Source organism: Shewanella sp. Isolate7 (assembly GCF_022398425.1).
In the GTDB taxonomy this organism is placed as follows: domain Bacteria; phylum Pseudomonadota; class Gammaproteobacteria; order Enterobacterales; family Shewanellaceae; genus Shewanella.
On sequence record NZ_JAKEVJ010000043.1, the window covers coordinates 1 to 13,645 of the forward strand.

The window sequence follows — 13,645 nt, forward strand, 5'->3', positions numbered from 1 at the left end:
ATCTAAAAGGGACGCACTTTTGAGATTAAATTTTGTAATCATTACACCATTATTGTCTCTTTTGGCGATTTTCGGCCTGTTTGGCTGCGATAATGCTGCTAATACCGCCACGATTTGTAAAAATAATCCTGAGCTTTGTGACGATTTACATCGCGATAGCTGGTGTAGATATGAGCGAGCAGACCTTATCCGCAAGCGTTTTGCCCTTAAAAACACCCCCTCGCCCTCTGGCAAACAGATCTACCAGCATCTGATCAATCTCGAAAATTACAGTAAATGCATCGAACTCGCCGCCGGAGTGCAGCACATCATGCACCCCGAACGCACCAACGATAGAGTGAGAGCCTTCGGCATCAGCGCGCAGAACCTGCAGCAGTTGCGAGACACCACCAAGGACAACCCGGATCTCTATCTCTCCTACTATCACTGGATACGCTTAAATGATCAGGCGGCACTGTCCCGAGTCGTCAAGGCACAACAGGCAGGTTTGATAGAGGATATCGAGATCCTGGCGAGTCTCGCCTCCTATTATCAAAAGTCGAATCTCAACAAGGCAAAGGTTCTCTACCTGCAACTGTTAGATCAGAGCGACCCTGACAACTTTAACCCCGATTGGTTGTTGGGTCTTGCCAGTATCTACCACCAGCAAAACGATCTGGAAAAAACCTACCTCTTCTCAAAAGCCAACGTATTGATGACGCGCAATACGGCTTCCGATGCCAAAATGAACGCCTTAATCAAGGGCAACCAACAACTGGCGCAATTTTTAGATGAACAAGCCGACACCTTAGTGGAACATCTTAAAAACGGTGACTACGCTTCTAGTGAGATCCGTGCTCAGTTAAATACCTCATCTTAATTGGGCTTTTTTAATGCTGGCAAAATGTTTGCCACTAGTATTTTTTTTACAGAAATCCGGCCGTTTTTTGTAAAAAATCTGATCTTTGTAAAGAAAACAGCAAATTTGTTAAGCTAACTAGCCAATTAAACCCGATATTGCTTGACGATAGCTGTCAATTTGGTAATTTTACTACCAGATATTTTTATACATTTACCTGAGGGATATGAGATGACTATCCGCGTAGCAATTAACGGCTATGGCCGTATCGGTAGAAACGTACTTCGCGCACTATATGAGAGCGAAAAGCAGTACCCCATCCAAATCGTTGCGATCAACGATCTGGGCGACGCCTCAATCAACGCTCACCTAACCAAGTACGACTCTGTACATGGTCGCTTCAATGCAAAAGTTGAGCATGACGATGAGGCTATCTACGTCAACGAAGACAAGATCAAAACTTTCTCTGAGCGTGACCCAGCGAAACTGCCTTGGGCCGAGCTTGAAGTCGACGTGGTTTTCGAATGTACCGGTATCTTCACTTCTAAAGAAGCCGTTCAGCCTCACCTAAATGCTGGCGCTAAGAAAGTGATCATCTCTGCACCGGGTAAGAATGTTGACGCAACAGTTGTTTACGGCGTAAACAACGATGTGATCACCTCTGACATGACAGTTATCTCTAACGCTTCTTGTACCACTAACTGTCTGGCGCCTTTCACTAAGCCGCTAAACGACGAGATTGGTATCGAGTCGGGTCTGATGACCACTATTCACGCTTACACCAACGATCAGCGTCTGTCAGACGTTTACCACACTGACCTGCGCCGCGCACGTGCCGCAGCCATGTCTATGATCCCAACAAAGACTGGTGCTGCCGCAGCCGTTGGTCTAGTGGTTCCTGAGCTGGCTGGTAAGTTCGACGGTATGGCAGTACGTGTACCGACGGTTAACGTATCGCTGGTGGATCTCTCATTCGTTGCCGCACGCGACACCACAGTAGAAGAGATCAACGCCATCATCGAGAAGGCGGCAAGCGTTGCACCAATGAGTGAAGTGCTTTCGGTCAACAAAGAGCCATTGGTGTCTATCGACTTCAACCACAACCCATACTCTTCTAACTTCGACGCTACACAAACCCGTGTAAACGGCCGTCTGGTTAAGGTTATGGCCTGGTACGACAACGAATGGGGCTTCAGTAACCGTATGCTAGACAACGCGGTTGCCCTGATGACTGCGAAGTAAGCCAAGTCATCTAAGTAATGTCACATTCATAAAAAAGGAGCCGTTAGGCTCCTTTTTTGTATCTGGCAATCTTCAAGGTCAAGCCATCTAAACATCACTGTATTCAGCTAACCTCACGATGCGCTCTAAAAACGTTTGATGCGCACTACTTTCATCACCTCAAAATCGAAACCTGCTACGGTTTCCGTTTCTGGGTAATAGGTCATATTCACCTTGTGCCCCTGCAAGCTGCGGTATTTTTTGGTGCGGCGAAACTTAAAGGGGGCATCACAGCCTTCTATGGTTACCGTATGTTGTACCCATTCATCAATCTCTCTCTGGGTATGGGATAAAATTTTCACGCCCTCTGAATGCACCAGTTTCTGATGTTTATCGAGCATCTTATCTACAACATGTTTCATAGCGGGTAACCTTTATCGATGAGTATTTTCCTGATTAAAAAAACGACAGTAGCAAAGTATAGAACATCTCATCGGCTTTGCGTGTGATTAGGCCATGGTAACAAAAATTCGCCGCTAACTGTACCTATCCCTTAGCCAAGCATATTGATAATAAGCACTTTGTCCCAATCGTCTTAGGCGCGCGAAGGGAAACTTAGGCAGAGGTGTTCGATAGAGCGGCAGATCAGGCAGGCGTTCTCCGGCAATATGCTGTGCCAGACGATAGGCCGCCTGCGCCGAGAAGGCGACTCCGGCGCCGCAGTACCCCAGACTGTATCCCATATCGCCCTTACTATAGACATGAGGCATATCATCCAAGGCGGCGGCAATCCATCCCGTCCAGTTATGGTCGATAGCGATATCGGTCAATGCCGGAAAGCAATCTGCCATCGCGCTTTTTAAACGTTCGCCATAGCGAGGATCTCTGGCATCCTTACCGCTTATCGCGCCGCGGCCACCAAACAGTAATCTATTGTCACCCAGCAAGCGGTAGTAATACTTAAGGCGGCGGGTATCCATCACCACCTGATGTGTCTTAAGACCCGTTGCCGCAAGCTGCGCCTCACTCAAGGGCGCCGTCACTATGATGTTACTCAGTATGGGCAGATATCGACTATCGACCGCCGCATTAAAATGCTTAGGTGTATAAGCATTACCGGCGCTGACGACCCGCCTAGCGATAAGCTCGCCCTTGTCGGTGACCAACCTGTGGTGCGCGCCCTCTTTCAGCCAGGCTCTCACACAGCTCTCTTCATGCAAGGGCACACTGAGAGACTGCACCACACGTTTGTAGCCTAAACAAAGTTTTAAGGGATTCACGCCAAAACCATCATTGAGGCGCAGGGCCCCATAGGCTTGATGATTGTCCATATAGGCCGCTTTTAGCTCGGATGGTGTGAGAAACTCGGCATCATCCCCCAGGTGCTCGGCGATGAAATTGGCCGCCGCTTTTAGCGTGCCGTATGCCTTGGCATTATGCGCAATCTTAAGATAGCCCTTGGGTTGGGGATCACAGGCGATATCATGTTGTTTTATCAACTGCTCGACGCGGCGCACCGCCTGTGAAAATTCATCATAGATCCCTCTGGTAGTTTCCATGCCCCACTTCTTGGCCATCTGGCTATAGCCCATACGACCTGAACCTTTGAGCACGAAACCCGCGTTGCGTCCACTGGCGCCGAAGCCTACCTGGTTTGCCTCAAGTACCCTGGCCTCGATATTAAATTCGCTGGCAAGATAATAGGCCGTCAGCAAACCGGTAAAGCCTCCCCCCACAATGGCCACATCTGTCTGTCTCCGGCCGTTAAGCGCGGGCAAGGACTCGGGCCGCGTAACTGTTGTGGCCCAGTAGGAGTCTGGCCAGGGTTGGCGGTCTGGAAAGTCGTTGAGTAAGGGATCGTAAGACATAGGGTTTCTCGACTAATGTTTTTCGCCTAAAGTTTTTGCTTAAAGTTTTTGCTTAAAGTTTCTCGCCGATAGTTTTTCATCGATAGTATCTGGCAGATATAAAGTGATGACGCTTAAAGAGGTTATGACTAGTTATCACCTCAACTTAGAAAATGAGGATCATCTCGCAGGCAACGCAGTGACATTCGCTGCCACACAAGACGCAAACATAGTCGGGATGATCAGGATTATTGTTCCAGCGCTCAGGATGTTCCTTGATAAGCTTGCCGCCCGCATTGGTAAAGTAGCCCACGGCGGAATTATCCGGACTCTGTTTCCACAGGTGACTGACTCCGGCCAATGCCCCCTGAGCCTTGCAGGCCTCTATTGAACTTTGCAATAGGGCTTTACCTATGCCGAGTCCTCTCGCCTCCTCGGAAACGGTATTGCACTTGAAATAACAGCAATCTTCGGCAGCAACTGGCCAGAGCGTGGGCGAACACCAGCGATCCAGTGACCAATTTCCCGGTGCATAGGTGAGCCTAAATCCCACTAACTCTCCCCCTCGATAGGCGACAAAGTTAGCATTGATCCCCGATTTATAGGCCTTATCCTGCATATCACTCAGCATCTGCTCATCGAGGTAGCCATCGCCGTGTACCAGATTGCCTAGCGCGATAACCGTCTCAAAATCGTCCTGCATTAGGGGGCTAATTTCTACCTGGTTTTTCATCGCTCTACTCGCATATTTACCTTAAATCAACCTCAAGGTAACATAAAAACCCTTAGATAGAGTATGGATGCGACTAAGCGCATATTTCTTGAACAACCCCAAATAATAATGGAGTCATTGGGTGAATATAGATTTCTCACAACCTGCGCTGGAAAACAAATTAAAACAGGCCTCTTCAGACCCGCAAAGATTCATGCAAGGCCTTAGAAATAAGTGGCAACGGCTAACATTGCCTCAAAGGCTCTATCTATTGGCCGCGCTTTTGCTAATGAGCGAACATTTAGGCTTAGTGGCCATCATCACCACCATTGCCCTCACCCTTGAATTTTGGCCAGTGTTCGAGCGTGTCTGGCACTCTCTCGCGGGTAAGGCTGTATTGCTACTCTTTTACGCCATAGTGGCCAACTACGCGCTGGCGATGGCCAGCGCTATTGTCAACGAGGTTGTAGGTGTGCCGGCGACCCACTTTAACTACACCCATAACTTTGCCATCTTGCTGCTTCTGCCAGCCTGGATATTGGGTATTAGCGCGGTGGGACTCTTGTTTGCACAGATCTTGATGCCCTTCTACCTGCTGATCGCCCTAGTATTGAAGCCCATTGGGATCAAACTCTTTTCCCTTACGGGTAACAGCCACTATCGATTTACGACGCTGATGGTCAGGTTCATCCTCTCTTTCGTCCTACTCTACCATTTGATCCTACTCATTGGAGACGTCGAGGAGAGAGTGGAGTCTGCCCTGAGTGACATAAAAGCCATAGAGCAGACGGTAAAGGGAGATCTAAACCATGAACAGGACAAGTTAGCGACAATTAGCCTTGATGATGCTGTTGCCGACAAGGAGATTAACCCGCAATTCCTCTCAGTTGAACCTGTTGAACCTGAAGTGGAAGGCGGACTCGCAAACGCCGAATCAGACGTTGAATCAGACGTTGAGTTAGATAAGGAAGCGAATAAAGCAGCTAATACAGAACTGGCTAAAGAGCCGAATAAAGTACCAAACACCGCAACAGCGGGTCGTCGGAACGTTAGTGAAGAAGAGAATACCACTGATATTCAAGCAGACCAGCAGCAAGACAGCACCACATCCCTTGCAAGAGAATACGCCTCAATACGTCACGCCTATCAAGGAGAGATACGCGAATTAATCGCCCAGTTTGCCTATCATTTTGAGTCAGACAACCGATCGCGCTGTGAAAAGCAAGAAGATGCCAACGTCGTCGAACTCAACGACTATGAAATTCTCGAGGTGGTACCCGACGACACGGCAAAATACCATTATCGCTTTACCGTAAGAAAGTGTATTTCACCCGCCTTTCCTGCTACCTAGTATCAATATTAGTGTCGACATTAATTTCAACATTGGTGCCAACATACAAGGAGCTGATTTACTGCTTGGGCGCTAGCAGGCGCCCATGACTTTTTACGCCTGGCATGTCGATACGTGTCGGTGTGAATAGCCCCCGAGGCAAAACCCGGCTTAGCCAGCTACCAGGGGATCACCTTGCCATCAAAGTTTAAAAATTGCCCGGACTGGCTCGCATCTAATCTATCGATACAGGCAGCCATCTGTTCTACCGCCTCAGTAACCGTGATCAAGGCATTGGGCCCACCCATGTCTGTCTGTACCCAACCTGGATGAAACGCGACGCAGAAGATCGCTTCGCTACGCAAATCGATAGCCAGACTCTTAAGCGCGGCGTTGAGGCCCGCCTTTGATGAGCGGTAGAGATAGCTGCCACCACTCTGATTATCGGCCATGCTTCCCATCTTAGAGGAGATACAGATCACCTTAGCGTTATTCGCCTTGCGCAACATGGGGTAACAGGTTTGAGTGATCATAATGGGCGCTATCGTATTGACTGCTAATACCTTTTGCCATTCTTCAGCCCTTAACTTACCGAAGCCAATCCCCTTAGGTCCATAATAGCCGGCGTTGTTGATCAAGATGTCGATAGCAGCATCGTTGAGGTGTTGCGGCAAGGCGCGCAGCGACGCCTCATCTGTCACGTCCAGCTGAATAATATTAAGGTTGGCGTGGATTTCTGCGAGCTGAATTAACGCGCTCGCCTCGCCAGGCCGTCGGCAACAGGCGGTGACACGATCACCTTTAGCCAGATAATACCTGACAAAGCCTAAGCCTATCCCACGATTTGCTCCGGTGATCACCACATGGTTAGTCATAACAACTCCTTACGCCATCATTAGATATCAACCATTAACAATCAGAATCATAACCTAAGGCGTAAACTTTTGCCTGCATCCTAGCGTATTGGGGCCAATGTATAGGCCTTAAGCCTTAATATTAGGCATAAACTTAGGCTTAGGCTTAGGCTTAGGCTTACCATATTAATTCCAGTCGTTATTTTCATTCTCAATAGCAACAGGACAATAGCAGCAAGACTATTGCAGTCTTTCCTCGGTTTTTATTGTCTGCGACAATAAGGCAAAATTGGATGATCCCAATTGTGCTTTTATAGCCCACTCTCACCCAAGGAACCACCTATCTTGAATATTGAGCAAATGCTTTGCCAAACACTCTCCAGTCAAAAGGCCACAAAGCTAGGCAAGTTGCAGACGCTCTGGAGTGGCTATGGCGAGATAGCCCGTTATCAGCTAGATGGAAAAGGAAGTTCTCAAACCGTCATTGTCAAGCACATCGCGCCGCCAAGACAAAGCACCCATCCCCATCAATGGGATTCTAAACTCTCTCATCGGCGTAAGATGCGCTCCTATCAAGTCGAGCTAAATTGGTATCGGCACTACGCCAACCGTTGCCAAGACCTACTGAATCTCCCCACTCTTTTAGCGGCTCATCAAGACAGTGAGACCCAGGAGATGTTGCTGATAATGAGCGATCTCGACGCGCTGGGATTCAACATGCGTCATATGACGCTTACCGAGTCTCAGCTGTATGCCACCATCGACTGGCTGGCGAGATTTCATGCCCTGTTTGTCTACGAAAATTCACCGGGAGAAACCCCATTTGCGGGCCTTTGGCCAATCGGCACCTACTGGCACCTTGAGACTCGCCCCGACGAGCTTGCGGTAATGGCTGCATCTTCACTGAAACAGGCCGCAGCAGCTATCGATGCCAGACTCAATCAGGCCAGATTTCAGACCTTAGTACATGGCGATGCCAAGGTGGCTAACTTCTGTTTTCACCGCGATAGCGACGCTATGGAAGTCGATGGTGTGGCTGCGTTAGATTTTCAATATGTCGGCAGCGGTGTTGGCGTTAAAGATTTCATCTATCTATTGGGCAGTTGCCTCGACGAGGGGCAGCTTTCTACCCATTATGACACCGCTTGTAACCACTATTTTCAAACGCTTAGCATGCAGCTATCCGCTAAATGGGCGGCCAATGAAATCGACGAACTGATAGAGGAATGGCAAGCCCTGCTCCCTTTTGCCTGGGCCGACTTTGAACGTTTTCTTGCCGGCTGGCAGCCACAGCATCACAAGCGAACTGGCTTTAGCCACAATATGACGGAGCAGGCGCTCAAAGCGCTTATTTAAAGACTTTCTAGGGAACTCTTTTAAGCGCATTTTTAGAAAGATTTCTCTATGCTTGAAAGGCAATATGTCGGCATGAAAAAGGTTAAGCTGAGGCGCGAAAACACGGGGCAAATCGCCTCTAATAGCGCTACAATCATACTAAGGAAGGTGCGAATAAGTCCCGTGCTTGCTCTGCGTGTGCTTAAAGTGGATAGATGCAAGGCACAGTTTGCAGCGAATGGCCCTAGTCCTTCGCAAGAACTGTAACGCAGCAAATACCGCAGTAAGCCTCGCCCTGCGGGGCTTTGATAGCAACACCATTTCGGCGTTATTCAACTTCAGCAGGCCTCGGCATGCCCTCAGTTGAATGCCTTGAACTGTCGCTGCTATCAAAGCCAGAGCTGTCGTGCTTGCTCTGCGTGTGCTTAAAGTGGATAGATGCAAGGCACAGTTTGCAGCGAATGGCCCTAGTCCTTCGCAAGAACTGTAACGCAGCAAATACCGCAGTAAGCCTCGCCCTGCGGGGCTTTGATAGCAACACCATTTCGGCGTTATTCAACTTCAGCAGGCCTCGGCATGCCCTCAGTTGAATGCCTTGAACTGTCGCTGCTATCAAAGCCAGAGCTGTGCGACGACTTGTTCGCACCTTCCCTAAGAGAGTGCTCGATATACGCAAACGGGTGAGTACCCAAATGTGCTATCTAAGTTAGCCAATAACGCGGCATCACACTCTCTTTCTAATGCTTGGTTTTTAATATCGGTTTTTAATATCGGTTTTCGTTACCGGTTGCTATCGCTGCTTTCTTGTCTCTTTCTTGTCTCTTTCTTGCCTGTTTTGTGCCTATTTTTTCGCCTCTAAGTATCTGGCGTTAGCCTTGGGTGTTTGCACCGGCATACTTTATTGTGCTCAGGGTTGCTCGAAACAAAGCTATACGCCATCCCCCCCCTAGTGCTTTACAACGCAAAGTTTAACAAGGCAAATTACATACCTGTTTACATTTAACCGCTTTAACAAATCCCCCATTTCGATAACATTTACCCTACAAGAAGTCTTTCGCCAAAGTAAGATATTGTTTTTATCAATAGAATTAACATCATAGCTCCAACAAGAGGAAGTGTTTGTGGCTACTGCAAAACAGATCGTATTACCTATCGTCGTGCTAGCCGTCGGTATCGGCACCTTTGCCGTGCTAGCGTCGATGAAAAAACCACCACAAGAGAAACCCGTCGCTGACAATACTCCCGTCGTGGCAGTCGACATAATCGACAAGGAACCCATGACTTTTACCGTTAACTCCTACGGCATCGTCAACGCCAAATATGAGACCGAGCTCGTCTCACAGGTCTCAGGTGAAATCGTCTACCTGAGCGATGCCTTCGTTCGCGGTGGCTTAGTCAAGAAAGGCCAGATCCTAGCAAAGATAGATCCCAGTGATTACGAGGCGGCTCTCATCGACGCCAAGGCTACAGTGGCCAGCGCCAAGGCGACTCTGGTGCAAGAGAAGGCCTATGGCAAGGTAGCCGCCGAAGAATGGAAACGGATCGAAAACGGCACGCCAACGGAACTGAGCCTGCGTAAACCTCAGTTGGCACAAGAAGTTGCCCGTCTTAACTCATCCGAGGCAGGCCTCAAGCGAGCCACCCGTAATCTAGAGCGCACGGTGATCAAGGCGCCTTACGACGCCTTAATAGAGAGCCGTCATATCGGCCTGGGCTCTTACGTCTCTACCGGTACCCAACTGGGTAAGCTGCTTAGCACAGAGAAGGCCGAGATCCGCCTGCCCCTACCCGATAAGGAGATCCGGTATCTGGATAACAAGGGCCTGGGCGCTCAGGTCATTGTCAGCGGAAACTTTGCCGGAGAACAAAAAACCTGGCGTGGTCAGATCGTGCGCAGCGAGGGGGTGATAGACAATCGCAGCCGTATGACCTATCTGGTGGCAGAGGTTATCGACCCCTACGGTCTAAAAGACAACAAACAGCCCCTCAGATATGGCAGTTATATCACCGCGAGCATCCATGGTTCTCAGGCACAGAATGTCACGACCATCGCCAGACACCTGGTGGTTAACGATAAGGTCGCCATTATGACGCCAGAAAATACCCTGGCATTCAGATCGGTCGATATTTTGCGCCAACAAGGCACTCAAGTGGTGATAGGTGAAGGCTTAGAGGATGGCATGCGCCTCATTACCTCGGCGCTGGACTATCCCATTGAAGGGATGAAACTCGCCCTTGCCTCTGACAAGCAGGAGCCTGCTGAAGAAGAAGCGGTCGTCCAACAACTTGCAATGGAAGACAAGGAGTAAGGGCGAATGCCAGATCCAAATAAAGGCTTGATCGCCTGGTTTGCCCGCAACAGTGTGGCGGCAAACCTGTTGATGATCATCATCATTATCGGCGGACTGTTAACTGCCAGCACCATACGTAAACAGTTCTTCCCTCAGACCGAGACTAACTGGGTCGAGTTCAGCGCCTTCTATCCTGGCGCGGCGCCGCAAGAGGTTGAAGAAGGGATCACCATTAAGGTCGAAGAGGCCCTTGAGCGTATACAAGGTCTGAAACGGGTGATCACCTATTCAAACCGTAACTCGGCATCGGGCTACTTCCGTATCGAAGATTCCTACGACCCTCAGGTTGTGCTGGATGAAATCAAGTCGGAAATCGATTCGATCTCGAGTTTTCCTGATGGCATGGAGCGCCCCCGCGTCGAGCGCATTAAAAATAGACAAGAGGTGTTCTATATCAGCCTCTATGGCGATCTGCCTCCCAAGCAGCTTAAGGAGTTTGGCGAGAAGATCCATGATGAGCTGATGCAACTGCCGCTGGTAAACATCACCGAGTTTTATGGCGGATTGGACTATGAGATGTCCATCGAGGTTAGCAAAGATAAGCTTCGCGAATACACCCTCTCCTTTAACGATGTGGCCAAAGCCGTGCGTGGCTATTCACGCAACATGTCAGCCGGTCAAATCAAGGCTGAGAATGGCTACATCAGCCTGAGGGTGCAAAATCAGGCCTATGTGGGTTATGAGTTTGAAAACCTGCCGCTGATCACCTTAGAGGACGGCACTAAGCTAATGCTTGGCGATGTCGCCAATGTGATAGACGGTTTCGAAGAGGGGATCCAATACTCCAAGTTTAACGGCAAGAACTCGGTCACCTTCTTCGTGGGCGCCTCAAACGACCAGAGCATGACGGATGTGGCTAAGGTGGTTAACCAATACGTCGAAGATAAGCAGGCCACCCTGCCCCAAGGGCTCAATCTAGAGACCTGGGTCGATATGACTTATTACCTTCAGGGGCGATTGGATCTCATGCTCGACAGCATGAAGAGCGGCGCCATTCTGGTGTTTATCATGCTCGCCCTCTTCCTGCGGGTTCGCCTGGCTTTCTGGGTCATGATGGGGCTACCTGTCTGCTTCTTAGGCACACTGCTGCTGATGCCGACGGCCATGATAGATGTCACCATCAACGTGATCAGCCTGTTTGCCTTCATCCTGGTACTGGGGATAGTGGTCGACGATGCCATCGTCATGGGCGAGAGCGCCCATACCGAATGTGAAGAGAAGGGGCAAACCCTGGACAATGTGATCCGCGGCGTAAAGAAAGTGGCTATGCCCGCGACCTTCGGGGTGTTAACCACCATCGCTGCCTTCTTACCTATCACCATGGATGACGGCCCCTCATCGGCCTTCGGTCAGTCTATCGGTTATGTGGTGATCCTGTGTCTGTTGTTTTCTCTGGTAGAGTCCAAACTCATCCTTCCGGCGCACTTAGCCAAGATGAAACAGAAAACCGAGATTAAGCCAGGCTCGAAGAATCCCATCAATTTGCTGCGTATCGGTGTGAACTACCTGCAGGGCAAGGTGGACGCCGGACTTCAGTTTGTGATCTATCGTCTGTATCAACCTTCACTTACGCTGTCGGTAAAATACAGATACATGATCATCACCCTGTTCGTCAGTCTCATCTTGGTATGTGCCGGCCTCTATTCGGGTGGCGTGCTTCGCTATGTGGGGCAACCTAAGATCCCCCATGACTTTCCGAGGATCAGTGTCGAGATGAACCTGGACTCATCTGAGCATTCGACCCTCTCCGCAGCATTGGCGATCGAGCAGGCACTGCACAAAGTAGACGATCAGCTCGAGCAGGAGTTTGGCCAGCGGATGATCGCCGATATGCAGGTGGATCTTCAAGGCAGAACCCGTGCCCAGGTGATGACCAAGCTGGTGGATCCCGAGCTGCGCCCTATCGATACCTTCGCCCTTGCCGAGCGTTGGCGTATGGCCATGCCGCAGATCCCAGGGGTAAAGTCGTTCAATATTAGGGACAACCTCTTCGGCGGCGGCCGCGACGATGGCGACATCAGCTTCCGCCTCGAAGGCAAGGACGAAACACAGCTGGTCGCGGCGGCCAAGGCACTCAAGGCCAAGCTCAATAGCCTACAGGGCGTAGGCGATGTTAACGACAGCCGTCAATCCAGTGCCAAAGAGGTGCAGTTCAGCCTTAAGCCGCTGGCCAACAGCGTCGGACTCACCCTCGCCGATGTGGCTTCTCAGGTGAGTGCCAGCTTCTATGGCCTTGAGGCCCAGCGTATTTTGCGCAACGGCGAGGAGATCAAGGTGATGCTGCGTTATCCCGAGGAGCAGCGTAACTCCATCGCCCATGTGACAGAGGTGATGATCCTCACGCCACAGGGTGCAGAGATCCCGCTCTCAGAGGTCGCCGAGATCCAGGTCACCCAAGGGGTGAGTGGCATCAGACGTGAAAATGGCAACCGCACCATCAACGTATGGGCCTCGGTAGATGCCTCACAGGCAGAACCCTTCAAGTTAGCCCAGGACATTCGCGATAACTTTATCCCCGAACTGCTGCGTCAGTACCCAAGGGTGAAGAGTGAAGTTGCCGGCAACATTCAGGAGCAGCTTGACAGCGCCAATACTCAGATGCGTAATTTCATCATCTCGCTACTGGTGATCTACAGCCTGTTGGCCGTGCCCTTGAAGTCCTATGTGCAGCCTATGATGATCATGTCTGTCATCCCCTTCGGCATCATTGGCTCTGTGCTTGGCCACATGTTGTTAGGGATAGATCTTAGCGCCCTCTCCCTCTTTGGCATCATCGCCGCAGCAGGTGTGGTGGTTAACGATTCCCTGGTGATGGTTGATTACATCAACCGAGCCCGCCTGGCTAGAGTCAGCATGAAGGTTGCCGTGATTGAGGCGGGTTGTCGTCGTTTTAGGGCGATTCTACTCACCTCGCTTACCACCTTTATCGGCCTGGTGCCGATTATGAGTGAGACCAGCATGCAGGCGCAGATGGTGATCCCGATGGCGGTATCACTGGCCTTCGGCGTATTGTTTGCCACAGTCGTGACCCTGGTGCTCATCCCTTGTCTCTATGTCGCCATCGAAGACACCAAGGCATGGTTGAGTAAGATTTACAACCGACTCGCTGGCGTCAAGGTGAATCAAGAGGTAATAGCAGAGCAATAAGCGAGCTACC

At 50.2% G+C, this 13,645-nt stretch carries 10 protein-coding genes; 6 read left to right on the plus strand and 4 right to left on the minus strand.

From position 1 onward, the window contains the following. Positions 1-19 precede the first annotated feature (19 nt). Both L1D47_RS12090 and gap read left to right on the plus strand, forming a co-directional pair. Complete coding sequence (locus L1D47_RS12090) at positions 20-859, plus strand: DUF2989 domain-containing protein (protein WP_239885123.1); 840 nt, start codon at positions 20-22, stop codon at positions 857-859. A 210-nt stretch (positions 860-1,069) separates the two neighbouring features. Beyond that, positions 1,070-2,080 (plus strand): type I glyceraldehyde-3-phosphate dehydrogenase, encoded by a 1,011-nt coding sequence (gene gap, locus L1D47_RS12095; RefSeq protein WP_239885125.1) that lies wholly within the window; start codon positions 1,070-1,072, stop codon positions 2,078-2,080. A gap of 125 nt (positions 2,081-2,205) precedes the next feature. Here the strand turns inward: gap and L1D47_RS12100 are convergent, their stop codons facing one another. The 3 genes from L1D47_RS12100 to L1D47_RS12110 form a co-directional block, all read right to left on the minus strand. After that, complete coding sequence (locus L1D47_RS12100; protein WP_011865802.1) at positions 2,206-2,481, minus strand: hypothetical protein; 276 nt, start codon at positions 2,479-2,481, stop codon at positions 2,206-2,208. A gap of 114 nt (positions 2,482-2,595) precedes the next feature. Next, entirely contained in the window at positions 2,596-3,927 is a 1,332-nt protein-coding gene (locus L1D47_RS12105) for an FAD-binding oxidoreductase (protein ID WP_239885127.1), read from the minus strand. Between the two features lie 145 nt (positions 3,928-4,072). Continuing rightward, positions 4,073-4,639, minus strand: a complete 567-nt coding sequence (locus tag L1D47_RS12110; protein WP_239885129.1) for a GNAT family N-acetyltransferase — start codon at positions 4,637-4,639, stop codon at positions 4,073-4,075. A 268-nt stretch (positions 4,640-4,907) separates the two neighbouring features. On the opposite strand from L1D47_RS12110, the gene L1D47_RS12115 reads away from it, so the two are divergent. Next, complete coding sequence (locus tag L1D47_RS12115) at positions 4,908-5,969, plus strand: hypothetical protein (protein WP_239885130.1); 1,062 nt, start codon at positions 4,908-4,910, stop codon at positions 5,967-5,969. A 158-nt stretch (positions 5,970-6,127) separates the two neighbouring features. Here the strand turns inward: L1D47_RS12115 and L1D47_RS12120 are convergent, their stop codons facing one another. Beyond that, on the minus strand, positions 6,128-6,823 hold the full coding sequence (locus L1D47_RS12120) for an SDR family oxidoreductase (protein WP_239885132.1): 696 nt from the start codon (positions 6,821-6,823) through the stop codon (positions 6,128-6,130). A 324-nt stretch (positions 6,824-7,147) separates the two neighbouring features. Between L1D47_RS12120 and L1D47_RS12125 the strand changes: the two genes are divergently transcribed. The 3 genes from L1D47_RS12125 (at position 7,148) to L1D47_RS12135 (ending at position 13,635) form a co-directional block, all read left to right on the plus strand. After that, entirely contained in the window at positions 7,148-8,158 is a 1,011-nt protein-coding gene (locus L1D47_RS12125; protein WP_239885135.1) for an ecdysteroid 22-kinase family protein, read from the plus strand. A 1,100-nt stretch (positions 8,159-9,258) separates the two neighbouring features. Further along, positions 9,259-10,446, plus strand: coding sequence for an efflux RND transporter periplasmic adaptor subunit (locus tag L1D47_RS12130; RefSeq protein WP_239885136.1), 1,188 nt, complete (start codon positions 9,259-9,261; stop codon positions 10,444-10,446). A 6-nt stretch (positions 10,447-10,452) separates the two neighbouring features. Next, positions 10,453-13,635, plus strand: coding sequence for an efflux RND transporter permease subunit (locus L1D47_RS12135; protein WP_239885138.1), 3,183 nt, complete (start codon positions 10,453-10,455; stop codon positions 13,633-13,635). Positions 13,636-13,645: the final 10 nt, after the last annotated feature.